The 26,719-nt window shown below is 75.4% G+C and carries 26 protein-coding genes; 15 read left to right on the forward strand and 11 right to left on the reverse strand.

The genetic code is table 11. The features are described from left to right. Positions 1-67: 67 nt before the first annotated feature. From B9L22_RS07160 to B9L22_RS07170, 3 genes are read right to left on the reverse strand one after another with little or no spacing between them, the layout of a single operon-like run. A complete protein-coding gene (locus tag B9L22_RS07160; protein ID WP_086149831.1) occupies positions 68-1,510 on the reverse strand; it encodes an MFS transporter in 1,443 nt (480 codons plus the stop codon). After that, positions 1,507-2,445 (reverse strand): ChbG/HpnK family deacetylase, encoded by a 939-nt coding sequence (locus tag B9L22_RS07165; RefSeq protein ID WP_233139838.1) that lies wholly within the window; start codon positions 2,443-2,445, stop codon positions 1,507-1,509. The genes B9L22_RS07160 and B9L22_RS07165 overlap by 4 nt, the downstream gene beginning before the upstream one ends. Then, entirely contained in the window at positions 2,442-3,656 is a 1,215-nt protein-coding gene (locus B9L22_RS07170; RefSeq protein ID WP_086149832.1) for an ROK family transcriptional regulator, read from the reverse strand. Before B9L22_RS07170 ends, B9L22_RS07165 begins: the two co-directional genes overlap by 4 nt. A 145-nt stretch (positions 3,657-3,801) precedes the next feature. On the opposite strand from B9L22_RS07170, the gene B9L22_RS07175 reads away from it, so the two are divergent. The 3 genes from B9L22_RS07175 to B9L22_RS07185 all read left to right on the forward strand — a co-directional run bounded on the left by B9L22_RS07175 (position 3,802) and on the right by B9L22_RS07185 (position 6,475). Continuing rightward, positions 3,802-4,380, forward strand: a complete 579-nt coding sequence (locus B9L22_RS07175; protein ID WP_061269366.1) for a 1-acyl-sn-glycerol-3-phosphate acyltransferase — start codon at positions 3,802-3,804, stop codon at positions 4,378-4,380. A 377-nt stretch (positions 4,381-4,757) separates the two neighbouring features. Next, a complete protein-coding gene (locus B9L22_RS07180) occupies positions 4,758-5,507 on the forward strand; it encodes a lytic polysaccharide monooxygenase (RefSeq protein ID WP_034651675.1) in 750 nt (249 codons plus the stop codon). A gap of 239 nt (positions 5,508-5,746) precedes the next feature. Then, on the forward strand, positions 5,747-6,475 hold the full coding sequence (locus B9L22_RS07185; protein WP_086149833.1) for a lytic polysaccharide monooxygenase: 729 nt from the start codon (positions 5,747-5,749) through the stop codon (positions 6,473-6,475). 138 nt (positions 6,476-6,613) lie between these two features. Here the strand turns inward: B9L22_RS07185 and B9L22_RS07190 are convergent, their stop codons facing one another. Further along, positions 6,614-6,991, reverse strand: coding sequence for an RNA-binding S4 domain-containing protein (locus B9L22_RS07190; protein ID WP_034651673.1), 378 nt, complete (start codon positions 6,989-6,991; stop codon positions 6,614-6,616). 170 nt (positions 6,992-7,161) lie between these two features. Here B9L22_RS07190 and B9L22_RS07195 point away from each other — a divergent pair, with 170 nt between their 5' ends. From B9L22_RS07195 to B9L22_RS07205, 3 genes are all read left to right on the forward strand, one after another. Then, complete coding sequence (locus tag B9L22_RS07195) at positions 7,162-7,428, forward strand: GlsB/YeaQ/YmgE family stress response membrane protein (protein WP_009865881.1); 267 nt, start codon at positions 7,162-7,164, stop codon at positions 7,426-7,428. Positions 7,429-7,554: 126 nt separating this feature from the next. Then, positions 7,555-8,739 carry a GNAT family N-acetyltransferase gene (locus tag B9L22_RS07200; protein ID WP_086149834.1) on the forward strand — a complete coding sequence of 395 codons (1,185 nt, stop codon included), beginning with the start codon at positions 7,555-7,557 and terminating at the stop codon, positions 8,737-8,739. Beyond that, positions 8,736-9,908, forward strand: coding sequence for a GNAT family N-acetyltransferase (locus tag B9L22_RS07205; RefSeq protein ID WP_143317143.1), 1,173 nt, complete (start codon positions 8,736-8,738; stop codon positions 9,906-9,908). The genes B9L22_RS07200 and B9L22_RS07205 overlap by 4 nt, the downstream gene beginning before the upstream one ends. A 27-nt stretch (positions 9,909-9,935) precedes the next feature. Here the strand turns inward: B9L22_RS07205 and B9L22_RS07210 are convergent, their stop codons facing one another. Continuing rightward, complete coding sequence (locus B9L22_RS07210; protein WP_021483513.1) at positions 9,936-10,514, reverse strand: dienelactone hydrolase family protein; 579 nt, start codon at positions 10,512-10,514, stop codon at positions 9,936-9,938. A 210-nt stretch (positions 10,515-10,724) separates the two neighbouring features. Between B9L22_RS07210 and pgi the strand changes: the two genes are divergently transcribed. From pgi to B9L22_RS07245, 7 genes are all read left to right on the forward strand, one after another. Beyond that, a complete protein-coding gene (gene pgi, locus B9L22_RS07215) occupies positions 10,725-12,452 on the forward strand; it encodes a glucose-6-phosphate isomerase (RefSeq protein ID WP_086149836.1) in 1,728 nt (575 codons plus the stop codon). A 270-nt stretch (positions 12,453-12,722) separates the two neighbouring features. Further along, complete coding sequence (locus B9L22_RS07220; RefSeq protein ID WP_043653447.1) at positions 12,723-13,562, forward strand: STAS domain-containing protein; 840 nt, start codon at positions 12,723-12,725, stop codon at positions 13,560-13,562. Next, a complete protein-coding gene (locus B9L22_RS07225) occupies positions 13,559-13,963 on the forward strand; it encodes an STAS domain-containing protein (RefSeq protein WP_021483159.1) in 405 nt (134 codons plus the stop codon). The genes B9L22_RS07220 and B9L22_RS07225 overlap by 4 nt, the downstream gene beginning before the upstream one ends. Beyond that, positions 13,960-14,382: an anti-sigma regulatory factor gene (locus B9L22_RS07230; protein WP_086149837.1), complete on the forward strand. Its 423-nt coding sequence runs from the start codon at positions 13,960-13,962 to the stop codon at positions 14,380-14,382. Before B9L22_RS07225 ends, B9L22_RS07230 begins: the two co-directional genes overlap by 4 nt. Continuing rightward, positions 14,379-15,419: an ATP-binding SpoIIE family protein phosphatase gene (locus B9L22_RS07235; protein WP_086149838.1), complete on the forward strand. Its 1,041-nt coding sequence runs from the start codon at positions 14,379-14,381 to the stop codon at positions 15,417-15,419. Before B9L22_RS07230 ends, B9L22_RS07235 begins: the two co-directional genes overlap by 4 nt. Then, the gene (locus tag B9L22_RS07240) at positions 15,416-17,152 is read left to right on the forward strand and encodes an ATP-binding protein (protein WP_086149839.1); all 1,737 of its coding nucleotides are present in this window, start codon (positions 15,416-15,418) and stop codon (positions 17,150-17,152) included. Before B9L22_RS07235 ends, B9L22_RS07240 begins: the two co-directional genes overlap by 4 nt. Beyond that, the gene (locus B9L22_RS07245; RefSeq protein ID WP_086149840.1) at positions 17,149-18,759 is read left to right on the forward strand and encodes a fused response regulator/phosphatase; all 1,611 of its coding nucleotides are present in this window, start codon (positions 17,149-17,151) and stop codon (positions 18,757-18,759) included. The genes B9L22_RS07240 and B9L22_RS07245 overlap by 4 nt, the downstream gene beginning before the upstream one ends. On the opposite strand, the gene B9L22_RS07250 is transcribed toward B9L22_RS07245, so the two are convergent. Together B9L22_RS07250 and B9L22_RS20205 are read right to left on the reverse strand one after the other, a co-directional pair. Further along, complete coding sequence (locus B9L22_RS07250; RefSeq protein WP_086149841.1) at positions 18,717-19,337, reverse strand: dihydrofolate reductase family protein; 621 nt, start codon at positions 19,335-19,337, stop codon at positions 18,717-18,719. The genes B9L22_RS07245 and B9L22_RS07250 overlap by 43 nt on opposite strands. Before the next feature lie 195 nt (positions 19,338-19,532). Continuing rightward, a complete protein-coding gene (locus B9L22_RS20205) occupies positions 19,533-20,084 on the reverse strand; it encodes a DUF6069 family protein (RefSeq protein WP_198947245.1) in 552 nt (183 codons plus the stop codon). Positions 20,085-20,309: 225 nt separating this feature from the next. Between B9L22_RS20205 and B9L22_RS07260 the strand changes: the two genes are divergently transcribed. Continuing rightward, entirely contained in the window at positions 20,310-21,572 is a 1,263-nt protein-coding gene (locus B9L22_RS07260) for a sensor histidine kinase (RefSeq protein ID WP_086149842.1), read from the forward strand. 89 nt (positions 21,573-21,661) lie between these two features. Further along, positions 21,662-22,294, forward strand: coding sequence for a response regulator transcription factor (locus B9L22_RS07265; protein WP_198163212.1), 633 nt, complete (start codon positions 21,662-21,664; stop codon positions 22,292-22,294). A 3-nt stretch (positions 22,295-22,297) separates the two neighbouring features. Here B9L22_RS07265 and B9L22_RS07270 read toward each other — a convergent pair whose 3' ends face one another. The 4 genes from B9L22_RS07270 to B9L22_RS07285 form a co-directional block, all read right to left on the reverse strand. Further along, a complete protein-coding gene (locus tag B9L22_RS07270) occupies positions 22,298-22,618 on the reverse strand; it encodes a DUF4235 domain-containing protein (protein ID WP_034654055.1) in 321 nt (106 codons plus the stop codon). Between the two features lie 67 nt (positions 22,619-22,685). Continuing rightward, positions 22,686-23,786, reverse strand: coding sequence for an ABC transporter ATP-binding protein (locus tag B9L22_RS07275; RefSeq protein WP_086149843.1), 1,101 nt, complete (start codon positions 23,784-23,786; stop codon positions 22,686-22,688). Next, positions 23,786-25,501, reverse strand: a complete 1,716-nt coding sequence (locus tag B9L22_RS07280) for an iron ABC transporter permease (RefSeq protein ID WP_233139840.1) — start codon at positions 25,499-25,501, stop codon at positions 23,786-23,788. Before B9L22_RS07280 ends, B9L22_RS07275 begins: the two co-directional genes overlap by 1 nt. A 103-nt stretch (positions 25,502-25,604) precedes the next feature. Then, a complete protein-coding gene (locus tag B9L22_RS07285) occupies positions 25,605-26,696 on the reverse strand; it encodes a thiamine ABC transporter substrate binding subunit (protein WP_086149845.1) in 1,092 nt (363 codons plus the stop codon). Between the last annotated feature and the right edge of the window lie 23 nt (positions 26,697-26,719).

Genomic DNA, 26,719 nt, shown 5'->3' on the forward strand with positions numbered 1-26,719 from the left:
GGTGCGCCTCGCGCGCAACCACGGCTCTACCTCGCGTGACCTGGGCTCTACCTCGCGGGGGCGGGGGCTACCTCGGGAGGGGGTCCGCGGCGGTCGGTGACGCGTCGGCGTCGGCGAGGGCGGCGTCGGTGCCCTCGGGGTCCCGGCCGCGCAGCGGGTAGAGCCAGAAGCACAGGAAGGCCAGGGCGGCGATGAGGACGGGGACGCCGCCGAGCAGGAGGCGCACGCCCGTCGCGACGCTCTCCGGCTGCACGACGTCGCCCGTGCCCTCGACGTACCCGCTCGCGGAGAGCACGGCCGCGACGAGGACGGCCTGCACGATCACGGACCCGCGCACGACGAACCCGTTCGCCCCGAAGTACATGCCCTCCCGGCGCAGGCCGGTGCGGCGCTCGTCGTCGTCGATGACCTGGGCGAGCGCGACCTCGAGCACCTGCATGAGCCCGGCCACGCCGACGCCGACGGCCAGGCCCGCGAGCGCGGCGCCGAGCACGGTGGTCGGCACGAGGTAGAGACACGTCGCGAGCCCGTACACGGCGACGACCCACAGCATCGTGGAGCGTGGGCCGATGCGGCGCACGACCCACGACCACCCGACGATCGCCGGGATGGCGGCGACGAAGATCGGCGCGAGGAGGAACGTCGCGTCGGCCTCCGCCCCGCCGAGCACGTAGCGCACGTAGAACGGCACGGCGGCGAGCACGATCGCGGTGGTGCTCTGCAGCAGCAGCGAGCCGAGCACGTAGGTGACGAACGCCCGGTTCGCGAACGTGTAGCGCAGCTGGGCGCCGAGCCCGACGGCGGCCTCGCGCTCGCGCACCGCCGCGACGTCGACGGGGCGCTCGACCATGCCGGCGAGGGACCACGCAAAGAACCCGAGGCTCACGACGGCGAGGAGCAGCGCCATCCACGTCCACCCGAGCGTCCCGTACAGCAGCGGGGCGCCGGCGGTGCCGAGGATCATGCCGACGAGGCCGAAGATCTGGCGCGGCGCGTTCCCGCGGGCGCGCTCCGCCGTCGTGCGGAAGATCTCCGGGAACAGCGCCGAGACGTTGAGCACGACGACGACGTACGCGACGTCGTACACGGCGACGACGACGAGGAACCACACGACGAGCCCGGTGGGGCTCAGCGCGGGCGGCATCCACACGAGCGCGAACGCGACGACGAGCGGCACGACGCCCAGCCCGATCCACGGCACGCGACGGCCCCAGCGGGTGCGTCGCCGGTCGGAGGCCGCGCCGACGAGCGGGTTGAGCACCGCGTTGAGGACGCCGTGCGCGACCATGGCGCCCGCGACCCAGCCGGCGGGCACGCCGAGGTGGTCGACGTAGAAGTAGACGACGAACGCGGAGAACGTCTGGAGCAGCAGGTTCGCGGGGAACGCGGACGCGCCGTAGGCGACCGTCTGCGCGCGCGTGGCCGCGCCGACGAGGCGGCGGTCGCGCACGCGGGCCAGCAGCCCCCCGCTCGGCACCGTGCCCGACGGCGTCCCGGACGGCGCGCTCATCGCTCGCCCCGCTGGACCGCGCGCAGGTCGCGCCAGCCGACGCGGACGAGGCCCTCCTCGGCGACCACGGCCGCGACGGCCGGGTCGGCGAGGAGGCGGTGCTCGAACCCGCGCTTCGGCGCGGCGTAGTCGGCGACGTCGCCGAGCTCGTCGTCGTCGAGCATGGGGTGCAGGTAGATCTCGGTGACGCCGGCCGGCGCGCGGCGCAGCAGGTCGAGGAATCCGTCGCGGACGTCCTCGTAGCCCTCCGCGTCGTCCGTGCCCTCGCCCGCGAGCTCGAACGGGTGCGTCCACAGGCGGTCGACGAGCACGACGCCGAGCGCGTCGGCCGCCGCGGTCGCCTCGTCGAGGAGCGGCTGGAAGTCGCCGGGCGGCAGGAGCATCCCGTCGGTCGTGCGCGGCAGGCGGAACGGCAGCCCGTGCCGGGCCGCGAGCTCGAGCACCTGCGGCAGGAACGAGCGTCCCGTCTCGAGCCCGTAGACCGAGCCCATGTGGTTGTCCAGGTGCGAGACGTCGACCCCGGCGGCGAGCGCGGCGTCGAGCTGCGCCGCGAGCTCGGCCGCGACGTCCTCGGCGCGCGCCTGCTGCTCGACGGTGCGCACGTCGCGCGGGAAGTACCCCGCGTCGTCGACGAGCGACGTCCCCGTCCCCGTGAGGGGCCGCCACCGGTAGCGCGTCCACTCGCTCGTGAGCACGAGGTGGACGCCGACGTCGACGGGGTGGGCCGCGGCGAACGCGAGCGCGTCCGGCGCCCAGCCGCACGGCACCATGACGGTCGCGGAGTCGAGGTGCCCCGCGAGGAGCAGCTCCGAGATCGCGCGGTTCGCGGCCCGGCACATGCCGTAGTCGTCGGCGTTGAGGATCACGGCGCGCGCGTCGTCCGCGAGACCCAGCCGGGACACCAGGTCCGACGGCGGGCCGCCCGGCTCGGTCACGACGCGGCCTCCGCGCGCTCGTCGTCGGCGTCGCCGCCCTCGCCCGGCGCGGAGTGGGCCGCGGCGGCGCGGAACACCTCGTCGCGCAGCGCGTCGCTCGCGGACCGGGCCGCGCCCACGACGACGGCGTCGCTCGTGAGCTCGGACGGGACGACCCGCACGGGCAGCACGGCCAGCTTCTCGCCGAGGAACCGCTGCACGCGCTCGGCGATCGGCGGGCGTGCGGCGTGGTTGGTGAGCACGAAGAGCTCCGGCTCGACGACGAGCGCGACCGCCGCCGCCACGACGCCGATGCGCTCCGCGACCTCGTCGAGCACGTCGCACGACGCGCCGTCGCCGTGCTCGGCGCGGTCCACGAGGTCCTTGACGGCGATGTCGTCCGGGAGGCCGTTCTCCTTGGCGATGGCCGCGATCGACGACGCCCCGAGCGTCTCCGAGCCGAGCGACCGGCCGGGGTGCGGGAGGAAGGACACCTCGCCCGCACCGCCCGCCGCGCCGCGGTGCAGGCGACCGTCGAGGACGAGTCCGGCGCCGAACCCGTCGCCGAGCCCCAGCACGACGAACGTCCGGACCCCCGCCGCGACGCCGTCGCGCTGCTCCGCGAGCGCCGCGAGGTTGAGGTCGTTCTCGAGCGTGACGGGGCAGCCGAGCGCGTCGACGAGCGCGTCGTGGAGGTCCGTGCCGCCCTTCTCGAAGCCCGGCACCCGGCGGATCGTCGCGTGGTCCGGGCTGACGATCGACGGCACCGCCGCGACGGCGCGCGTCACCTCGACGCTCGCACCCTCGGGCAGCCGTGCCTCGACGTCGGTCACGCACGCGCGGGCCAGCTCGGCGGCGGCGCGGGCGCGCGCCGTCGGGGTCGGCCTGACGTCGCGCCGCTCGGCGCGGGCGCGGACCGCTCCCGTGACGTCGACGAGCGCGACCCGCACGCGGTCGCGCGCGACGTCGATCCCCAGCCCGAACGCGTAGTCCGGGTCGACCCGGTACAGCGTCGCTGCCGGGCCGCGACGGTCCCGGTCGAGCCCTGCCTCCGTGACGACGCCCGTCGCCTCGAGCGCGCGCAGGGTCTGCGCGACGGTCGTCTTCGACAGGCCCGTCGCCGCGACGACGTCCGGTCGCGCGACCAGCGCGCCGGTGCCGAGCACGTCGAGCACGGCGCGCGCGTTGAGGGTGCGCAGGAGGGCGGGGGTTCCGGCGGGAGTGGTGTCCATCTGGTCTCCGTCGAGCAGTGGGTGGTCGAGCAGACATGTCCGGGCCGAGCAGGTAGGGCGGGAAGTTCCCTACCCGCCGGAGACTAACGGCGCCGCCTGTGGTTGTCGACGGCGGCCCCGCGCTCCCACCCTGTAGCGTGACGTCGTGATCCGCCGAGCCCTCGCCCGCGCCTTCTGGGCGACCAGCCGGTGGCGGCTGCGCTCGCAGCCCTACGACACGAGCCGGCCCACGCTCCTCGTCGGCGCCCCGCACACGTCCAACTGGGACTTCGTGCTCATGCTCGCGATCGCGTGGAGCACCGGCATCCACGTGCGCTGGTTGGGCAAGCACACGCTGTTCGCCGGCCCCGCGGGCCCGGTCATGCGCGCGCTGGGCGGCATCCCCGTCGACCGGCGCGACCCGAGCCGGGTCGTGGCGGACGTCGTCGGCCGCCTCCAGGCGGGCGAGGTCTTCTCGCTCGTCGTCACGCCCGAGGGCACGCGCGGCGCCGGGTCGTACTGGAAGTCGGGGTTCTACCGGATCGCGCGCGAGGCGCACCTGCCGGTCACGCTCGGCTACGTGGACCGCACCACGATGACGACGGGCCTCGGCCCGACGATCGACCTCACCGGTGACGTGCGCGCCGACATGGACGTCGTGCGCGCGTTCTACGCCGACAAGTCCGGCCTCCGGCCCGCGCTGCGCACCGAGCCGCGGCTGCGCGAGGAGGACGCGCCCGCCTGACGGGCCGCGACCCCGGCACGCGCCCTCGCACGCGCCCCCACGCCGGGTCCGTGGGGCATCCAGCACCCTCGTTCTCGGACGCTCGTCCAGGTCGGGCCACCGTCCCGTCCGGCGCCCCGGCGCCCTACGTAGTCCCCACACTTTTCACCCGCCGGACGGATGCCCGAGGCACCTCGCGAGGGGGTCCCGCACCCCGGTCCAGCCGCACGAAGACGCCCTCCGCAGGACGTCGCGTACGGGACATCCCGTACTCCGGAGCGGCCCTGCGTAGGCGTTGGAGCCTCGTCCTCCACCTGCTTACGGTCCCCCTCGTCACGGTCGACGGTGCGGGCTCCGCACGACGTCGGCCCTCCCCGACCAAGGAAGCGAGTCCCCCGATGAAGCGACTCCGCGCGGCGCTCCTCGCCGCCGTCGTGGGCGCGACCGCGATCATCGCCCCGATCGCGATCGCCCCCAGCGCCTCGGCGCACGGCTGGATCACCTCTCCGCCCAGCCGGCAGGACAACTGCGCGAAGGGCACCACGTCCTTCGACTGCGGTTCCATCAAGTACGAGCCGCAGTCCGTCGAGGCCCCCAAGGGCTCGATGAAGTGCTCCGGCGGCAGCGGCTACGCGATCCTCGACGACGCGAGCAAGCCCTGGCCCCGCACGACCACGGGCCGCGACGTGACGTTCCAGTGGAACCTCACGGCGAACCACGCCACGAGCGTGTGGGAGTACTTCGTCGACGGCCAGCTCTTCGCGACGTTCGACGGCGGCGGCGTCCAGCCCCCCAAGAACATCTCGCACACCCTCAAGGGCCTGCCGCTCGGCAACCACACGATCCTCGCGCGCTGGAACGTGTCGAACACGGTCAACGCGTTCTACAACTGCGTCGACCTGACCGTCACGGCCGACGGCACCAACCCCGGCGGGGGCACGCCCGATCCGGGCACCCCGGGCGGCGGCACCCCCGGCGGCGGCACGCCGGGCACCTGCGCGGACCCGGCGTGGGCCGCGACGTCGACCTACACGGGCGGCGCGAAGGTCTCCTACGCGGGCAACGTGTACGAGGCGAAGTGGTGGACGCAGAACAACGTCCCGGGCTCCGAGGCATGGGGTCCGTGGAAGCTGATCGGCGCCTGCTGACCTGCTGAACCCCGCGACGGCGGGTGGTCTCGTCCGACGGGCGAGACCACCCGCCGTCGTGCGTCGCCGACGCGGCGACGAGGGCGCCCGGCGCGCGTACGCGGAAGCACGTACGGGCTTTGCCCAATTGTCCGGCTCTCCGCCCGTTTCGTAGCGTCGAGGTGCCCGATCCGAGAAGCGGCCCGCGAGGAAGCGCGCCGCAGGACCCATGCACCACCGGATGGAGAGCGAGACATCTCATGCGAAGACTGAGAGCGGTACTCCTGGCAGCCGTCGTCGGCGCGGTCGCGATCATCGCGCCCGTGGCCGTCGCGCCGAGCGCGAGCGCCCACGGCTGGATCACGTCGCCGCCGAGCCGGCAGGACCACTGCGCGAAGGGCACGACGTCCTTCGACTGCGGCTCGATCAAGTACGAGCCCCAGTCCGTCGAGGCGCCCAAGGGCTCGATGCAGTGTTCGGGCGGCAGCGGCTTCAGCATCCTCGACGACTCGAGCAAGCCCTGGCCGCGCACGCAGACCGGCACGTCGGTCACGTTCCAGTGGAAGCTCACCGCGGCGCACAACACGAGCACGTGGGAGTACTTCGTCGACGGCGTGCTGTTCAAGACGTTCAACCAGAACGGCGCGCAGCCGCCCAGCAACATCTCCCACACCCTGACGGGCCTGCCCGAGGGCAACCACACGATCCTCGCGCGCTGGAACGTGTCGAACACGGTCAACGCGTTCTACAACTGCGTCGACCTGAAGATCGGCAGCGGCGGGACCGACCCGGGCAACCCCGGCAACCCCGGGAACCCGGGCAACCCCGGCACGTGCACGGCTCCGGCCTGGTCGGCGTCCGCCGCCTACGTCGGCGGGGCGAACGTCTCCTACTCCGGCCGCAACTACCAGGCCAAGTGGTGGACGACGGGCGAGAACCCGTCGCAGAGCGGCCAGTGGGGCGTCTGGAAGGACCTCGGAGCCTGCTGACCTGCTGATCTCGCGATCCCGGGAGCGATCCCGACAGCACTGCCGACGGCCGGCGGACGCGTGCACGCACGCGACCGTCGGCCGTCCTGCGTGTCGGGCGCACGGGGCGCGGTCGCGCGGGTCGGCGGCAGCCCGAGGTCAGCCCCGGCCCCGCAGCCGGTCGAGGTCGCGGCGCTCGCGCTTCGTGGGGCGCCCGGCGCCGCGGTCACGGACGGCGACGCGCACGGTGAGCTCGCGCGGCGGCGGGGGCGGGCTCTGGTCGTCGACGGCCGTCGCGGCGAGGGTCGCGGACACCCGCTTCACGAGCACCTTCTCGACGACGAGGATCCGCTCGACCGGACCGCCCCGCACGACGACGCGGTCCTTCACCTTCACGCTCGTCGCGGGCTTCGCGCGCTCGCCGTTGACGCGCACGTGCCCCGCCTTCACGGCGGCCGTCGCCTGCGAGCGGCTCTTGAACACGCGGACGGCCCACAGCCAGCTGTCGACGCGCGCGCTCGTCGCCTCGGTCGTCACCACCCTCCGAGCCTACGAGACCGCGCAGTGCCCGGTGCCGGCGGGGTCGCCCGCCCCGGCAGACCGCCGTCGGCGTGCGAGGACCGGGCAGCCGTGCCACGGTGGTTGCAGGTCATTCGGGGCAACAGTCCTTTTGGCCGGATCTGTCCCTACGGGAAACGGAGCGTGACATGGGCATCATCGGCTGGATCCTCATCGGCCTCATCATGGGTGCCATCGCCCGCGCGATCGTGCCGGGCAAGCAGAAGGGCGGCTGGATCGTCACCCTCCTGCTGGGCATCGTGGGCGCCCTCCTCGGCGGGTTCATCGCCTCGGCGGTGTTCGGCACCGACGTCAACGAGGAGTTCTTCGACCTCGGCACGTGGGGCTTCGCGCTCATCGGCTCCATCATCGTGGTGTTCATCTGGTCCTGGTTCACCAACCGCAAGCGCGCCTGACGGCGTCGGCCGCACCGGCGGCCCGCTTCTCCGGACGGCCCGGTCCCCTCAGGGGGACCGGGCCGTCCGTGCGTCCCGGGCGTATTGCCGTGGACGCGCCGCCCGTGGGCCGGACACGCTGGACCCATGAGCGCCGTCGCCCCTCCCGTCCCGGAAGTCTCCCTCCCGCGCGGGTACGCGCTCGTCGAGGCCCCGCACCCCGCGTCGCTCGACGCGCCCGAGGCGTGGGCCTACCTCGCCGTCGCGGACGTCGGCCGCGAGCACGACCTCGAGGTGCACGGCTACGACGACCTCGCGCTGCCGCCCCGCGAGATCTTCACGGGCATGGCCCACCAGGAGTACTCCACGAAGCGCCGGTTCGTCGTCGTGCGCTCCGCCGCGGCGGCCGCGTGGCACGAGCAGGGCGTCCCGCCCGCGGTGGCGGACGTCGTCGCGCACCTCTTCGTGACCCGCCCGGTCACCAGCAACGAGCACCTGGGCGAGTCCTACGCCGTCGTGCGTCCCGCCGAGCGGGGCCGCGGCATCGGGGGCGCGCTGCTCGCGCTCGGCGAGCGGCTGAACCTCGACGCGGGGCGCACCGTGCTCTTCTCGGACACGAACCACGGCGAGGAGCCGCCGCCCGGGCCCGGCGCGCTCGAGGCCACGACGGGCGCGGGCCGGGTCCCCGCGGACGCGCCCGGACCGCGCTTCCTGCGCGCGCACGGGTACGTGCTCGAGCAGGTCGAGCGGCACTCGGTGCTCGACCTCCCGGTCGCGCCCGCGGTCCTCGACGCGCACCGCGAGGACGCCCGGGCCGCGGCGGGCAGTGACTACCGCCTGCACACCTGGACCGACGAGGTCCCGGAGGCCTGGGCCGACCAGGTGGCGGTCCTCTTCACGCGCATGAGCACCGACGCGCCCACGGGCGGCGTCGACTACGGCGAGGACCCGTGGGACGCGCGGCGCGTGCGGACGTGGGTGCAGCAGCAGGCGGAGAACGACGACACTTTCCTCGTGTGCGCCGCCGAGCACGTGCCGTCGGGCACGCTCGCGGCGTTCACCGTGCTCGTCCACCCGCGCGGCCGCGAGGACTTCGCGATCCAGGAGGACACGCTCGTGCTGCGCGAGCACCGCGGGCGCCGCCTCGGGATGCTCGTCAAGGTCGCCAACCTCGACGCGCTCGCGGCGCAGCGCCCCGGCGCCCGGCGCGTCCACACGTGGAACGCGCAGGAGAACGACCACATGCTCGCGATCAACGTCGCCCTCGGCTTCCGCCCCGCGGGCGTGTGGGCCGCGTGGCAGCGCCGGACGACCCCGGGGGACGCCGAGTGAGCGCACTGCAGGCGGGACAGACCACCGCCACGACCCGCGACGGGCGCGTGCGCATCGAGCCCGTCCCCGGGCGCCTCGACGCGCCCGACGCGTGGGCCGTCCACGGCACGGTCAGGGTGGGCGACGCGATCGACCGCGCGATCCACGGCCACACCGACCTCGCGCTCGACGCCGCCACGGTCGCGTCCACCGTCGCCAGCGCCGGCTATCGCCGCGTGCTGCGGTGGGTCGCGGTGCTCGACGACGCCCCGCACGGCACGACGCCCCGGCCCGAGGACGTCGTCGGACGGTCGATGGTGGCGCTGCCGCAGCAGGGCAACACGCACACGGCGCTCGTCTACGTCGGCGTGGACCCGGCGCACCGACGCCGCGGCGTCGGCACGGCGCTGTGGGAGGCGGCGCTCGACGTCGTGCGCGCGGAGGGCCGGCGTGTGGTCCAGTCCGACTCGTCCTTCGCGCCGGAGCCGCCGCCCGGCCCGGGTGCGATCGAGGCGCCCACGGGCAGCGGGCGCGTCCCGGCGCACGACGACGCCACGACCTTCGCGCTGCACCGCGGCTTCACGCTCGAGCAGGTGATGCGGCACTCCGTGCTCGAGCTCCCGGTGCCGCCCGCCGTGCTCGACCCGCTGCGAGAAGCGGCGACGGCGCGGGCCGTCGGGTACCGCGTGCACGTGTGGACGGACGACGTCCCCGAGGAGTGGCTCGCGCAGCTCGCGGTGCTCGAGACGCGCATGAGCACCGACGCCCCGAGCGGGGGCCTCGACCTCGCGGAGGACCCGTGGGACGCGGAGCGCGTCCTGACCTTCTCCCGGGAGATCCACGACCGGGGCCGCGGCTACGTCGTCGCCGCGGCGGAGGACACGGCGACGGGCACGCTCGCCGCGTTCTCGATGGTCACGTACCCCCGCGACCGGCACGAGGTCGTGTTCCAGGAGGACACGCTCGTGCTGCGCGAGCACCGCGGGCGCAGCCTCGGCCTGCTCGTCAAGGTCGCCGTGCTCGACGAGCTGGCGCGCGCCCGGCCGTCGTCGCGCCGCGTGCACACGTGGAACGCCGAGGAGAACCAGCACATGCTCGCGATCAACGTCGCGCTGGGCTTCGCGCCCACGGGCGTCGAGGCGGAGTGGCAGCTCGTCCTCGACGCACCGGACCGCGGCAGCGCGCCCTGACCCCGGGGGCCGCCGCGGCCCGACCGCTCAGCGGATGCCGTCGAGGAAGCGGATCACCCGCTCTGTGACGAGCGCGGCGGCCTCCGGCTCGTACGACGGCAGGCTCGGGTCCGTGAAGAGGTGGCGGTCGCCGGGGTAGACGAACAGCTCGGCGTCGGGCGTGGACTCCACGAGCTCGCGCGCCGCGTCGAGGTCGCCCTCGCCCGCGAACGACGGGTCCGCGTCCATGCCGTGCACCTGGACGGGCACGGCGTCGGGCCAGGCGTCGCCGAACTCGGACACGGGCACGCACGCCTCGAGCAGCACCGCGCCCTTGGCGCCCGGCTGCGTCTGGGCGAGCATCTGGGCCGGGAGGACGCCGAGGGAGACCCCGGCGTACACGACACCGAGGTCGTAGCCGTCCACAGCCCCCCGGGCGCGCTCCAGCACGGTCCCGAACCCGAGCTCCTGCACGTGGGCCATGCCCTCGTCGAGGGTCGCGAACGTGCGCCCCTCGAAGAGGTCCGGCGTGTGCACGACGTTCCCCGCGCCGCGCAGCGTCTCCGCGAGCGTCCGCACGCCCTCCGTCAGTCCCTGCACGTGGTGGAACAGCACGACCTCCGCCATGGTCCCTCCTCCGATCGTCGCTCGTGGGCCGTGCGACGGCGCCGCCGCCCGGTGCGCGCCCGACGGCGCACGACCCCCATCGTCGCGCGGCCCGCCCCCGCGCGCCCGGGGTCCAGGGACCTGCGACGGCCGTTCGTCAGGCCGCCGGACCATGGACCGCGGGACGGTCGGGGTGGGCGAGGGCCGACGTCGGTCAGTAGTTTGGTGGTCATGACCTCGCAGCCCGTGCCGCCCCCGATCGACCCCACCACCACGCCGTCCTGGACCGCGCTGACCGTGCACCGCGACACCGTGGAGCCGGACCTGCGCACCTGGTTCGCGGCCGACCCGGACCGCGCGCGCCGCCTCACGCACCAGGCGGCCGACCTCACGGTCGACCTGTCGAAGAACCTGGTCACCGACGAGACGCTCGAGCTGCTCGTGCGCCTCGCCGAGGAGGTCCACCTCGACGACCGCCTCGAGGCGATGTTCACGGGCGAGCACATCAACGTCACGGAGGACCGCGCCGTCCTGCACACCGCCCTGCGCCGACCGACGCCGCTGGGCGACGACGAGCACCTCGTCGTCGACGGGCAGGACGTCGACGCGGACGTGCACGCCGAGCTCGCGAAGGTCTACGCGTTCGCGGACAAGGTCCGCTCGGGCGAGTGGACGGGCGTGACCGGCGAGCGCGTGCGCACGGTCGTGAACATCGGCATCGGCGGCTCCGACCTCGGGCCGGTCATGGCGTACGAGGCGCTGCTGCCGTACAAGCACCAGGACATCGAGGTCCGGTTCGTCTCGAACATCGACCCGACGGACGTCGCGGAGAAGACGGCGGGCCTCGACCCGCGCACCACGCTGTTCATCGTCGCGTCGAAGACGTTCGGCACGCTCGAGACCCTGACCAACGCGCGCCTCGCGCGGGACTGGCTGTGGACGGAGCTCGCGGCGGTCGGCGCGATCGAGGACACGGACGAGTCCCGACAGGCCGCCGTGGCGCAGCACTTCGTCGCGGTCTCGACGGCGCTCGACAAGGTCGCGGCGTTCGGGATCGACCCGGCGAACGCGTTCGGGTTCTGGGACTGGGTCGGCGGGCGGTACTCGGTCGACTCCGCGATCGGGACGTCGCTCGCGATCGCGATCGGGCCGGACCGGTTCGCCGAGCTGCTCGCGGGCTTCCACGCGATCGACGAGCACGTGCGCCGCACGCCGTTCGAGCGCAACGTCCCGGTCCTCATGGGGCTGCTCAACGTCTGGTACGTGAACTTCCTCGACGCGCACACGCACGCCGTCCTCCCGTACGCGCAGTACCTGCACCGTTTCCCGGCCTACCTCCAGCAGCTCACCATGGAGTCCAACGGCAAGCGCGTGCGCTGGGACGGCTCCCCGGTGACCACCGAGACGGGCGAGATCTTCTGGGGCGAGCCGGGCACGAACGGCCAGCACGCGTTCTACCAGCTCATCCACCAGGGCACGCGCCTCATCCCGGCCGACTTCATCGCGGTCGCGAACCCCGCGCACCCCCTCGTCGACGCGGTGGGCGACGGCGGCGCGGTCCAGCCCGGTGCGGACGTGCACGGCCTGTTCCTCGCGAACTTCTTCGCCCAGACGAAGGCGCTCGCGTTCGGCAAGACGGCGGACGAGGTCCGCGCCGAGGGCACCCCGGAGCACCTCGTGAGCGCCCGCACCTTCCCGGGCAACCGCCCGACGACGTCGATCCTCGCCCCCGCGCTGACGCCGTCGGTGCTGGGCCAGCTCATCGCGCTCTACGAGCACATCACGTTCGTGCAGGGCGTCGTGTGGGGCATCGACAGCTTCGACCAGTGGGGCGTCGAGCTCGGCAAGAAGCTCGCGCTGGAGATCGCGCCGGCCGTCGCGGGCGACGAGGACGCCTTCGCGGCGCAGGACCCGAGCACCGCGGCCCTCATCGACCGCTACCTCGACCTGCGCGGCTAGCCCGCGCCCCGCCCGAGCACGGGGACGACCGTGCTCGGGCGGCTCGCGGGGGCCGGTCGTGCGCGGCGAGGCGGGGCCCAGCAGCTCCGCGGGCGGCGTCCCGCGGTGTGTCGTCCGCCTCACGGCGCGGACGTGTCGCGAGGTCGTGGCGCCGTGCGCGCGACCGCCCGTCCACAGCCGCGCTGCGAGCGCCCGCGCCCTGCGTACACTGGCGGGCGCGCGACCGCCGCGAGCCCGTTCGGCGTCGCTCTCACCGTGGAAGGAACCCCGATGGCCGACGCCGCCACCCCCGAGACTCTTGCTCGGACCCTGATCGAGCACGCCGACGCCGTGCGCAGCGCGTGGCTGGAGGCTGCGGCGAACGAGCTCCACGGCCGCACGTCGCGAGGCGAGCTCGAGCGGGAGCAGGGCGAGATCCTCGACGCGCTCCTCGAGGGCCTGCGCGCCGGCGGCGTCTCGCTCGCCGAGCCGGCGTTCGACCAGCTCCGGGGCATCCTCGCGGACGTGTCGTCCGCCCGCGCGCGCCTCGGCTTCACGCCGCGCGAGACCGCGATCGGCGTCTTCGCCCTCAAGGAGGGTCTGTACCGGCTCGACTCCGCGACCGGCGCCGACACGGACGTGACGCCGCTGCTGCGCCTCGTCGACCAGCTCGGGCTCTTCACGTTCGAGACGTTCGCGGCCGCGCGCGAGGCGATCATCGCCGAGCAGGCCGAGCAGCTGCTCGAGCTCTCCACGCCCGTGGTCAAGCTCTGGGAGGGCATCGTCGCGGTGCCGCTCGTGGGGACGCTCGACTCCGCGCGCACCCAGGTCGTCATGGAGAAGCTGCTCAACACGCTCGTCGACACGGGCAGCGAGCACGCGATCATCGACATCACGGGCGTGCCCGCGGTGGACACCCAGGTCGCGCAGCACCTGCTCAAGACGGTCGTCGCGGCGCGCCTCATGGGCGCCGAGTGCACGATCAGCGGCATCCGCCCGCAGATCGCGCAGACGATCGTCGCGCTCGGCATCGAGTTCGGCGACATCCGCACGCGCGCGACCCTCGCCGACGCCCTCGTCGACGCGCTGCGCGCGAGCCGCGACACCCGGCAGGCCGGGCTCCCCGCATGACCGACGGCGTCCCCATCCTCAAGATCGGCTCGACGCTCCTCGTCTCGATCCAGATCGACCTCCAGGACGACACGGCGCTGCAGCTCCAGGAGGACCTCGCCCAGCGGATCACCGACACCGGTGCCCGCGGCGTGATCATCGACATCTCCGGGCTGGAGATCGTCGACTCGTTCATCGGCCGCATGCTCGCGTCGGTCGCCGGGATCTCGCACGTGCTCGACGCGACGACGGTCGTCGTGGGCATGCGCCCGGCCGTCGCCATCACCATGGTCGAGCTCGGCCTGTCGCTCGGCGACGTCCGCACCGCGCTGGACGTCGAGCGCGGCCTCGCGCTCCTCGCCCCCGAGGAGCGGTCCGCCGAGGACGTCCTCCTGGCCGCCGCCGAGCGCGAGGAGAGATGACCACCACCACCCCGCCGCCGGCGACCGCGGAGCGCGTGCCCGTGCGCACGGACTCCGACGTCGTCAAGGTGCGCCAGCTCGTCCGGTCGCTCGCGCAGCAGGCGCGCCTCTCGCTCGTCGACCAGACGAAGCTCGTGACGGCGGCGAGCGAGCTCGCGCGCAACACCCTCGTGTACGGGGGCGGCGGCGAGGCCGAGGTGCAGCTCGTCACGGAGGGTGCGCGGACGGGCGTCCGCGCCGTCTTCTCGGACGAGGGGCCGGGCATCCCCGACCTCGACCTCGCGCTCACCGACGGCTGGACCAGCGGCGGCGGGCTCGGGCTGGGGCTCTCGGGGTCGCGGCGCCTCGTCCAGCACTTCGCGATCGACACCGCGCCGGGCGTGGGCACGCGCGTCGAGATCGCGACCTGGTCCCGATGACCTCGGCGGAGCCGGGCCGCCCGGACGACCGCCGCACGCTCGTCGAGGACGGGACCTGGTACACCGTGGACCACCCGTCCGCGGTCGGCAGCGTGCGCCGCGGCGCGAGCGTCGCCGCGCGGAACCTCGGCCTCGACGACGAGCGCGCCGCGGAGGTGGGGCTCGTCGTCTCCGAGCTCGCGACCAACCAGTGCCGCCATGCCGGAGGCGGCTCGGTGCTCGTCCGCGTCCGGCGCACGCGCGCCGACGCCGCGCTCGACGTGCTCGCCGTCGACGCCGGGCCGGGCATGCGGGACATCACCGCGGCGATGCGCGACGGCGTCTCGAGCCGCGGCACGCTCGGCATCGGCCTCGGCACCCTCCCCCGCCTCGCGTCGGCGTGGGACGCATGGACGTCGCCCGGGCAGGGGACGGTCATCGCGGCGACGTTCGTCGCGCACGGCGCGACCACCGACCTCGCGGCACCCACGGGCGTGACCCGCCCCATGACCGGGCAGGACGTGTGCGGCGACGCCCTCGCCGTGCGCCACGACGACGGCGTGCCCAGCCTGCTCGTCGCCGACGGGCTCGGCCACGGGCCGCTCGCCGCGGCGGCCTCCGGCGCCGCGGTGCGCGCCTTCCTCGACGCGCCGCCCGGCAGCGCGGTCGCGCTCCTCGAGCGCGTGCACGGCGCCCTCGGCGGCACGCGGGGCGCGGCCGTCTCGGTCGTCCAGGCGTCGGGCGGCGTGCTGCGCAGCGCGGGCCTCGGCAACATCGCCGGGACCGTCCACGGGGCGCGCTCGCGCGGGCTCGTGAGCCACCCCGGCATCGCGGGGACGCGCGGCCGGCCGCTGCGCGAGACGACGTACCCCGTCGAGCCGGGCGACGTCGTCGTGCTGCACAGCGACGGACTGACGGCCCGGTGGTCGCTCGCCGACTACCCGGGCCTCGCCGCCCGCTCCCCCCTCGTCGTCGCGGGCGTCCTGCTGCGCGACCACGCCGTGCGCCGCGACGACTCGTGCGTGGCGGTGCTGCCGATCGCCCGGGAGGCCGCGTGAGCACCACCCTCCTCATCACCCAGCTGCGCTCGGACTCCGACGTGCTCGCGCTGCGCCGGGCCGGGCGGGAGATCTGCCGGCTGCTCGGCCTCGACACGCAGGACCAGGTGCGCGTCGCGACGGCGCTGTCCGAGATCGGGCGGTCCGCGGTCGGTTCCGGCACGGCCGACGTCGTCGTGGGCGTCCTGCCCGGGCTGCCGCAGGCCACGCTGCGCGCCGAGATCGTGGCGGGGACGCCGTTCCTCGTCGAGGGCGACTCGAGCGACGGCGGCGTCCCGGCCGCCCGACGGCTCGTGCCCGGCCTCCAGGTCGACCCGACGGGCACGCGCGTGCTGCTCACCAAGGCCCTGCCCGCCACCGCGCGCACGGACGAGGCGACGCTCGCGGGCGTGCGCCGCTCCACCGCCGCAGCGCACGTCGCCGACGCGAGCGACGAGGTGCGCGTGCAGAACGCCGAGCTCGTGCGGACGCTCGACGAGCTGACGCGCCAGCAGGACGAGCTCCGGCGCTTCAACGAGGAGCTGGAGGAGACGAACCGCGGCGTCCTCGCGATGTACGACCAGCTCTCGGCGGAGCTCGAGGAGACCAACACCGGCGTCGTCGCGCTGTACGCCGAGCTCGACGAGCGCGGGCGCGAGCTCGCCGCCGCCAACGAGGCGAAGACCCGCTTCCTGCGGAACGTCAGCCACGAGCTGCGCTCGCCCGTGAACTCGATCATCGGCCTGACCTCGCTCCTCACGGACTCCCACCTCGACGCCGACCAGACGCAGCAGGTCGGGTTCCTGCGCGAGAGCGCGACGACGCTGCTCACGCTCGTCGACGAGCTGCTCGACCTGGCGCGCGCCGAGGCGGGCCACGACGACGTCGAGCCCACGCCCGTCGACCTCGGGGCGCTGCTCGACGAGCTGCGCGGCACGACCCTGCCGCTCGTGCGGTCCGGCGTCTCCCTGCGGGTCGCGGCCGAGCCGGGCCTCACGCTCGTCACCGACCGTCGGCTGCTGTCCCGCGTGCTGCGCAACCTGCTGACGAACGCGGTGAAGTTCACGGACGAGGGCGAGGTCGTGCTGCGGGCGGCGGCCGACGGCGACGTCGTGCGGTTCGACGTGCGCGACACGGGCCTCGGGATCCCCGCCGACCAGCTGGAGGCCGTGTTCGAGGAGTTCGTCCAGGTGCCCAACCGCCTCCAGCCGACCGTCCGCGGCACGGGCCTCGGCCTGCCGTACGCGCGCCGCACGTCGGAGGCGCTGGGCGGCACGCTCGTCGCGACGTCGCGCCCGGGCGCCGGGAGCGTGTTCACGCTGCGCCTCCCGTCCCTCCCCGCGACGCCCGAGGACGCCCCCGCCGCGCGCCCGGAGCCCGAGGAGGCCGCCGCGCGCGACACCCCGCTCGGGCACGTGCTCGTCGTCGACGACGACCGGGCCTACGCGTCGGTCGTCGCCTCGATGCTGCGCGACGCCGCGGCGCGCGTCAGCGTCGCGCACGACGCCACGCACGCGCTCGCCCTCCTGCACGACGGCCCGGCCGACGTCGCGCTCCTCGACGTGTGCCTGCCCGGCACGGACGGCCTCGCGCTGCGGTCGCGGATCCGCGACGTGCACCCGGGCACGGCCGCCGTGCTCATGTCGAGCGCGCCGCCGCCGCCCGGCATCGGCGACGTGCCGTTCCTCGCCAAGTCCGAGATCGACCGCGACCGCCTGGTGGCGGCCCTGGGACGCGAGGTGCGAAGCCGATGAACGCCGACCGCACCGTGCTCGTCGTCGACGACACGCCCGCGCACCGGTACGTCATGGCGAGCTGGCTGCGGCGGGCCGGGTTCGGCGTCGTCGAGGCCGGGACCGGCCGTGACGCGCTCGCGCACGCCACGACCCCGGTCGACGCCGTCGTGCTCGACGTGAACCTGCCGGACCTCTCGGGCCGCGAGGTGTGCCGGATCCTCAAGAGCGACCCCGCGACCGCGCACCTCCCCGTGCTGCACGTCTCCGCGACCGACGTCGACGCCGCCGCGCGCACCGCCGGGCTGGAGGGCGGCGCGGACGCCTACCTGCCCGAGCCGCTCGACCGCGACGAGTTCCTCGCGACGATCAGCGCGCTGTGCCGACGCGTGGACGCCCAGCGTGGCGCCGGGCGCACCGCCCGCCGCCTGGAGGCGCTCACCGACGCGCTCGTCCCCCTGCACGAGGCGCGCTCCCCCGAGGCCGTCGCCGACCACGCCGCCCGGGGCGCGTGCGCCGTCCTCGGTCGCGCCGTGATCTCGATGGTCGTCGCGGACGCCGGGGTCGTGCTGCGCTCCGTCTGCGTCGCGGAGGGCGCCGCGCTCGTGCGCGGTCGCGGCCCGACGGCGGTCCTCCCGCCGACCGGGGCGTCGACCGCCGTGTTCGGCCCGGACGAGGTCCCCCTCCCCTGGCGGCCGCTCTTCGAGGAGGCGGGCGTCGGGCCGTCGGCGTGGTTCACGCACTGGCTCGTCGACGCGTCGGGGGCGCTCGTCGGCGGCCTGGGCATCGAGGTCGGCGACGAGCCGCTGTCCGACGAGGAGCAGGAGGCCGCCGCGCGCTTCACCGAGGCCGCGACGGTCGCGCTGTCGAACCTGCGCACGTTCACCGAGGAGCACCGGATCGCTCTCGCACTCCAGCGCGCGCTCCTGCCGTCGGGGCTCCAGGTGAGCGGCGGCGTCGAGGTCGTCGCGCGCTACGAGGCCTCGGACGACCGGCTGGACGTCGGCGGCGACTTCTACGACGCGTTCGACCTGCCGGACGGGCGCGTGGCCGTCGTCATCGGCGACGTCCAGGGCCACTCGCTGCGCGCGGCGACCGTGATGGCGGAGGTGCGGGTCACGCTGCGCGCCTACCTGCGCGAGGGCCACGACGCGGCGTCCGCCCTGGACCTGCTCAACGCGGCGCTGCGCGAGGACCACCCCGAGTTCGCGACCGTGTGCGTGTGCGTGCTCGACCCCCGGACCGGCGCCCTCGAGCTGACGGACGCCGGCCACCTGCCCGCGCTCCTCGTGCGCGCCGACGGCACGGTCGACCGCGCGAAGGCGGGCTCGCGCCTGCTCGGCGTGCCGAGCCCGCGCGCGCGCCCCGCGCACCACGACGTGCTCGCCCCCGGGGACCTCCTCGTGCTCGTGACCGACGGTCTCGTCGAGCGCCGCGGGGCGTCCCTCGTGGACGCGCTGGACCGGCTGGCCGAGGCCGCGGGACGGAGCGCCGGCGCGAGCCCGGCGCTCCTGTGCGAGCGCGTCGTCGCGGCGTTCGACGACCCGGGCCGCGAGGACGACGTCGCGGTGGTCGCCGTCGCGCGTCACGCGTCGCCGGACGGCACCTTGTCCTTGACGTCGTCGTAGCCGACGTCCCCGGGGATCTCGCCCGGGGCGTAGACGAGCCGCACGACGCCCGTGGGGAAGGTCTCCGAGCGCAGGAGCGTCAGCGGGTAGACGGGCTCGCCCTCGTCGAACAGCCGCTCGCCCGTGCGGGCCGCGACGGGGTGGACGAGCAGGCGCAGCTCGTCGAGCAGCCCGGCCGCGAGGAGCTGGCGGACCACCGAGATCGACCCGGCGACGAGCACCTTGCCGACGCCCGGCTCCTCCTTGAGGGCGCGGACCGCGTCGACGAGGTCGCCGTCGACCCGCTCGACGTGCCGCCACCCGAGGTCCTGGTCGCCGCGCGTCGCGACGATCTTGCGCAGGTTCCCGAGGCGCGCGGCGAACTCCGCGTCCTCCTCCCCCGCGGTCTCCCGCTCGGGCCACGCGCCGGCGAAGCTGTCGTACGTGACGCGCCCGAGCAGGAGCGCGTCGACGTCCCGGTAGTCCTCGTCCACCGCCGCGGCCATGTGGTCGTCGAAGTAGGGGAAGTGCCACGCCGGGTCGATCTCGGCGACGCCGTCGAGCGAGAGGAACAGGGTGGACACGAGCGTCGCGGTCATGAGCGGCCTTCCGGTCTGGGGAGATCGACGAGGGGCAGACCGTCGGGACTCATGGAACTCATCGCCCGACGCCGAACGCATCCCTAACGACCGTCGAGCACGGGGTCAGCGACCAGATCCGCCGGAAAACGGTCGCCGACCCCGTGCTCGACGGGGTGGGGGTGGGGGGCGGGCGGGCGGGGCGCGGGCGGGGGGTCAGCGGCGCAGGGCCAGGGTCAGGGTCGCGCCCACCGTCAGGTGCTCGACGACGAGCAGGGCCACCGCGCCGGGCGTCACCGCCGCGAGCGGGCCGAGCAGGGAGACGAGCAGCACGACGCCGCACGTCACGAGCCAGGCACGCCGGCCGCCCGAGGGCAGGCGGCCGATCAGCGCACGCACGCCCCACCCCACGTACCCGACGACGAGCGTCACGACGACGGCCGCCACGACGCCGACCGTCTGCGTCCCGCTCGAGGTGCGCACCGCGGGGTCGACGCCGAGCGCCGTCCCAGCCAGCAGCACGACGGCGGCGACCACCGCCGCGGCGGGCGGGACGAGCCAGCGCGGAACACGCGGCGCCGACCCGACCCCCGGGACGCGGCGACGAGCACGAACCCCGACCTCGGGCTGGTGGCCCCGTGCCGCAGGGCCGCGCCCGCCGTCGGGCGCCGACGTGCGGCGACGGTGCGGGACGTGCGGGGGGCCGTCCGGCGTGGCGTCCGAGGTGCCGTCCGAGGTGCCGTCCGAGGTGCTCCGCGTCGTGGACATGACGTTCCTCCTTCGTCGCGCGGCGCGGTGCCGCGGCTCTCGCGCGGCCTGGGCCGCGGCCGGCGGGTGCCGACGCCCCCACGCTCGCGGCCGGAGGCGCCGTCCCGCACCGGTCGGAGGGTGGCCGCCGGGCCGACCGGCGTCGGGCCTCGACCCTCCTGCCGGACGGCGACCCCCGACCTTGGTCGGTGGTCGACCGCTCACCGGCCGCCTAGCGTCCGGAGCATGACCACCACCGACTGCCCTCCCCTCGCCGGGCGCCCCGTCCTCGCGACGGCCGCCGCGCGCCGCGACGGCACGCGCCCGCTCGTCCCCGTGTGGGTGGTCGCGCTCGCCTGGCTCGCCGTCGCGGTGCTCACGGCGCTCGCGACCGCCGGGGTCGTCGCGCAGGACGACGCCGGCGCGGCCCCGTGGCTCGACGTCGCCGTCGCGGTCCTCGCCCTCGCGGCGCTGCCCCTGCTGTGGTCGCGGACCCCGCGCGACGCCCCGGTGGTCGGCGCGCTGGTCCTCGCCTCGCTCGCGGCGTACTCGGGTGCCGCGACCCCGGCCTCGACCGTCGCGACCCTGCAGATCGCGCGCTGGTACCCGCTGCGCACCGCGGTCCCGGTCGCGGTCGCCGGGTTTCTCGGCCACGCCGTGCAGGCGCTGTGGCGGCCGCAGGCGCTGCCGCTCGGCTGGTGGCTCCTGTGCGACCTCGCCGTGCACGCCGCCCTCCTCGGCTGGGGCCAGTACGCGCAGGCGCGCGACCAGCTGCTGTGGTCGCTGCGGGACCGCGCGCGCCGCGCCGAGCGCGAGCAGGAGCGCCGTGTCGCCGAGGCGCGCGTCGCGGAGCGCACCCGGATCGCGCGCGAGATGCACGACACCCTCGCGCACCGGCTCTCGCTCCTCGCCGCCACGGCGGGCGCGCTCGAGTACCGGCCGGACGCCGACCCGGAGCGGCTCGCCCGCGCCGCAGGCCTGGTGCGCGCCGGGGTGAGCTCCGCGCTCGACGACCTGCGCGACGTCGTGCGGGTGCTGCGCGCCGAGCCCGGGCCCGGCGGGGCCGACGCGCTGTCGCCGCAGCCGACGCTCGACGACGTCGAGCGGCTCGTCGTCGAGGCGCGGGACGCCGGCGGCGAGGTGACCTACGAGCGGACGGGGTCCGCGGACGTCCCGCCGACGGTTGCGGTCGCGGCCTTCCGCGTCGCGCAGGAGGGGCTGACGAACGCCCGGCGGCACGCGCCGGGCGGTCCGGTGACGCTCCGCGTCGTGGCCCGGGCGGGCGAGGTCCGGGTCACGGTGTCCGACGACGGCGCGCGCCGCGTCCCCGTCGGCGCGGGCGGCGGTATCGGCCCGGGAGGTGGCGGCGTCGGCGACCGCGCGGGCGGCGGCACCGGCACCGGGCTGGTCGGGCTCCGGGAGCGCGTCGACCTGCTCGGCGGGACCCTCGACGCCGGGGCGCGGGGCGCGGGGTTCGTGCTCGACGTCCGGCTACCGTGGGACGCGTGACGGAGCAGGGTGGGCGCGGGGACGTCCCGCGCGGGAGCGACCACCACGACGCCGGAGCGGTCGCCCCGGGCACCCCGCGCACCCGCCTGGTGATCGTCGACGACGACGCGCTGGTCCGCGCCGGGCTGCACCTCATGCTCGACGGCGCGCACGGCATCGAGGTCGTCGGCGAGGCCGCCGACGGCGCGGAGGTGACGGCCGTGCTCGACGCCCACCCGACCGACGTCGTGCTCATGGACCTGCGCATGCCGCGCGTCGACGGGATCGAGGCCACGCGGCGCGTGCGGGCGCGGCCGGACGCGCCCGCCGTCGTCGTGCTCACGACGTTCGACACGGACGAGGAGGTCGTCGGCGCCCTGCACGCCGGGGCGTCCGGCTACCTGCTCAAGGACATGCCGCCCGAGCGGATCGTCGCCGCCGTGCGCGCGGCCGCGACGGGCGAGCCCGTGCTGTCACCGGAGATCGCGCGGCGTCTCATGACGTCGGTCGCCGACGCGGGCGGCCAGCGCGAGCGCGCCCGGGCCGCGCTCGACGCGCTGACCGGGCGCGAGCGCGACGTCGCGGTCGAGCTCGGCCGCGGCGCGACGAACGCGGACATCGCCGCGCGCCTGTTCCTCAGCGTCCCGACGGTCAAGGCCCACGTGTCGAGCGTGCTGCTCAAGCTCGGGCTGGAGAACCGCACGCAGGTCGCGCTGCTCGTCCATGCCGCGGGCCTCGACTGACCGTCAGTCGCCGGGCCACTCCCCCGTCCAGCGCTCGAACGCGCGCGCCCCGCCGCGGTCGATGAGCGCCTTCACCACCGCGTAGATCGCGCCCTGCAGGAGCGCCGCGAGCACGATCTCCTTGAGCGGGTACTCCGACTGCAGGGGTGTCGGGGCGTCCTTGCGGTGGCCGGGCGAGACCCGCTTGTAGATCTGCTTGAACACCTGCCCGGCGACGAGCCCGCCCACGACGGAGCTGACGATGCCGACGGGGCGGTACAGGATCTTCGCGGACTTGCTGCCGTTCTTCTCCGGGGGGTGGTCACCGGTCGTCACGTCGTCCATCCCCCGACGCTAGGTCGGCTGCGGCGCTCTCGCTCGTCGCACGGCCCCGGGCGGCCCGCCCGGGGCGTCAGTCCGGGACGACGGCGCACCCGGCCGGGTCGACGACGACCCGCACCCGGTCGCCCGGCTCCGCGACCGCGGGGGCGCCCGCGAGCGCCACGAGCCGCGCGGGCGCACCGCCGGGACGTCCGGGCAGGTCAGCGTCGACGGTCACCTCGACCGCGCCGCGGCGGAACACGCTCCCGACGACGATCGCGTCCCACGCGTCGTCCGACGCCGGTGCGCCCTCGCCCGCGAGCCGCAGGCCGCGCGGACCGACCGCGAGCAGGTTGCCGGGCCCGTGCGGCACGAACGCCTGGTAGCCGAGGAACTCCGCGACGCGGCGCGACCCGGGCGCGCGCCAGAGGTCCTCGGGCGGCGCGACCTGGAGGAGCCGGCCCGCGTCCATGACGGCGACGCGGTCGGCGACGGTGAACGCCTCGTCGTGGTCGTGGGTGACGAAGACGGCCGTCGTGCCGGTGGCGCGCAGGGCCTCGCGCAGGTCGAGCGCGAGGCGCTCGCGCAGCCCCCGGTCGAGCGCGGAGAGGGGCTCGTCGAGCAGGAGCAGGCGAGGGTGCGGCGCGAGCGACCGGGCGAGCGCGACGCGCTGGCGCTCGCCGCCGCTGAGCGTCGCGACCGCGCGCCGCTCGTACCCGGTGAGCCCGACGACGTCGAGCAGCTCGGCCACGCGCGCGTCGCGCTCGGCGCGCGGCAGCCCCGCGATCCCGTAGGCGACGTTGCCCGCGACGTCGCGGTGCGGGAAGAGCTGGCCCTCCTGGAACATGAGCCCGAACCCGCGGCGGTGCACGGGGACGCCCGTGAGGTCGCGGCCGTCCCACGCCACGGATCCCGCGGCGACCGGCTCGAGCCCCGCGACGGCGCGCAGCAGGCTCGACTTGCCGCAACCGCTCGGCCCGAGCAGGGCGAGCACCTCGCCGGGCGCGACGTCGAGCGTGACGCCCGCGACCGCCGTCGTGCCGGTGTCCGTGCGCGCTCCCCCGGCGCCGCGCCCGCCGTACCGCACGACGACGTCGCGCACCGCGAGCCCGGCGGCCTCCCCGGTGCCGGGGCCGGGGCGCGACGGCTCCGGCGCGCCCGCGCGCGCGGGGACGGGGTCGGTCTGCACCATCAGAACTCTCCTCCGGGTCGGTCGCCGCGCAACCGCTCGGCGAGCAGCATCACGGTCGCGGTGAGCAGCGCGAGCACGACGCTCGCCGCGAGCGCCATGCCGTAGTTCTCGGCGCCCGGGCGCCCGATGAGCCGGAAGATCACGACCGGCAGGGTCGCGCTGTCCGGGCGGGCGAGGAACGACGTCGCGCCGAACTCTCCGAGCGAGACGGCGAACGCGAACCCGACGGCGAGGCCGAGCGAGCGCGCGGCGATCGGGCCGTCGACCGTGCGGAACACGCGCCCGGGCGCGGCGCCGAGGGTCGCGGCGGCCTCGCGCAGGCGCGGGTCGATGGCGCGCAGCGTCGGCAGGACCGTGCGCACGACGAGCGGCGTCGCGACGACCGCCTGCGCGATCGGCACCAGCAGCCCCGACGTGCGCAGGTCGACGTCGAGGCCGAGCGGCCGGTCGAGCGTGACGAGGAAGCCGAAGCCGACGGTCACCGCAGAGACCCCGAGCGGGAGCATGAACACCGAGTCGAGCACCGAGATCGCGCGCCGCCCGCCGCGCGAGCGCGGGCGCCGGGACACGACGAGCGCCACGAGGCCCCCGATCACGACGGCGAGCACGGTCGCGAGCGCGGCGGTGCGCAGCGAGTTGCCCGCCGCCTCCCACACGGTGACGGACAGCGCGTTGCGCCCGCCCGTGGTGCCGAGGTTCGCGTAGTTGTCGAGGCCCCAGCCGCCGCCCGGGACGCGGAACGAGCGCACGACGAGCGTGCCGAGCGGCAGCCCGACGAGCACGACCACCACGGCCGCGGTGAGCGCCGCGGGCGCGAGGTCGCCCGTCGGGCGGCCGTCGCGCCACAGGCGCAGCGGGTGGGCGGACGACGCCGACGACGACAGGTTGAGGGCGCGCTCGCGCCGGGCCCGCGTGCGGTTCGCGACCGTGAGAGCCGCCGCGACGACCACGAGCTGCACGACCGACAGCACCGCCGCGGTGCGCAGGTCGAGGAACTGCGTGGTCTGGATCCAGATCTCCGTCTCGATCGTCCCGTAGCGGATGCCGCCGAGCACGAGCACGACGCCGAACGCCGTCGCGCAGAAGAGGAAGACGATCGACGCGGCGCTCGCGATCGCGGGCGTGAGCGCCGGGAGCGTCACGGTGCGGAACGCGCGCCACGGCGTCGCGCCGAGGGCGCGCGCCGCCTGCTCGGCGCGCGGGTCGAGGTGCTCCCAGAGCCCGCCGACCGTGCGCACCACCACGGAGTAGTTGAAGAACACGAGCGCGACGACGATCGCGGCGAACGTCTCGTCGAGCCGCAGGAACCCGAGCGGGCCGCCCTGCACGAGCAGCGACCGGAACGCGACGCCGACGACGACGGTCGGCAGCACGAACGGCACCGTGACGAGCGCGCGCACGATCCGCCGACCGGGGAACCGGCACCGGTACAGCACGTACGCGCCGGGCACGCCGAGCAGCAGCGACAGCGCCGTGCCGAGCACGGCCTGCCAGAGCGTGAGGCCGACGATCCGCCACGTGCGGGGCTCGGAGAAGACCTCCGCGAACCCCGAGAGGTCGAGGCCGCCGTCGTCCCCGACGAACCCGCGCGCCACGAGCGTGACGACCGGCCACGCGAAGAACACCCCGAGGAACGCGAGCGGCACCGCCGCCGCCAGACCCCACAGCACCCCGCGCCCGACGCCGCCCCGCCGGACCGCCCGACCCCTCACCACGGCTCTACCTCGGGAAACCACGGGTCTCCCCCGCGCGACCACGGCTCTACCCCGCGAGGGAGAGCCGCGGTCGCTCGGGGACCGGGGGTTCGGGGACCGGAGGTCAGTCGACGACCGTCGCCGTCCATGCCTTGATCCACTCGTCGCGGTGCGCCGAGACGTCGGCAGGAGCGACCTCGAAGGGCTCGTCGGCGAGCGGCGCGAACTCGGCCCAGCCGTCGGGCAGCGTGACGGAGTCGTCGGCGGGGTACATGTACATCTGGTCGGCGACGTCGCCCTGGAACGTCTCGCTCACGAGGAAGTCGAGGAGCTGCTGCGCGCCCTCGGGGTTCTTCGCGTTCGCGAGCACGCCCGCGTACTCGACCTGGCGGAAGCACGTGTCGAGCAGCGCGCCCGTGGTCGACGCGGAGCCGTCCTCGGTGAGCGTGAACGCGGGCGACGTCGAGTACGACAGCACGAGCGGGCGCGGCCCCGCGCCCTCCGAGCCGGAGAAGTCGACGTAGTACGCGTCGGACCAGCCGTCGACGACCTTCACGCCGTTGGCGCGCAGGTCCGCCCAGTAGTCCTCCCAGCCGTCCTCGCCGAACGCCCCGACGGTCGCGAGGAGGAACGCGAGGCCCGGCGACGACGTCGCGGGGTTGGTCACGACGAGGAGGTCCCGGTACTCGGGCTTCGCCAGGTCCTCGAGCGTCACGGGCTCGGGGATGCCCGCGTCGGCGAACCACGCGTGGTCCACGTTGACGCACACGTCCCCGAGGTCGACGGCGGTGAGCTCGCCGCCGTCGCCGACCGCGTACGACGCGGCGGACTCCGAGACGTCGGCGGGCGTGTACGGCTCGAGGACGCCCTCGTCGATCGCGCGCGACGCGAAGGTGTTGTCGATCCCGAACACGACGTCGCCGAGGGGCGAGTCCTTCGTGAGGATCAGCTGGTTGACCAGCGCGCCGCCGTCGCCGGGCGCGACCTGCTCGACGGTGAGCCCGCTCTCCTCCTCGAACGCGGCGAGCACGTCGTCGCTCACCGCGAAGGAGTCGTGGGTCACCAGGGTGACCGTGCCCCCGCTGCCCGACGACGCGTCGTCGCCCCCGGCGCCGTCGCCCCCCGAGCAGGCCGCGAGGGCGAGGAGCGCGAGCGTCGCGCCCACGCCGGTCGCGAGGGCCCGGCCGCGGCGGGCGACGGTGGTCGTGTGCTGCATGTGTCCTCCCTGGACGTTCAGGA

Source organism: Cellulosimicrobium sp. KWT-B (genome assembly GCF_002127155.1).
GTDB classification, from domain to species: Bacteria; Actinomycetota; Actinomycetes; order Actinomycetales; family Cellulomonadaceae; genus Cellulosimicrobium; species Cellulosimicrobium funkei.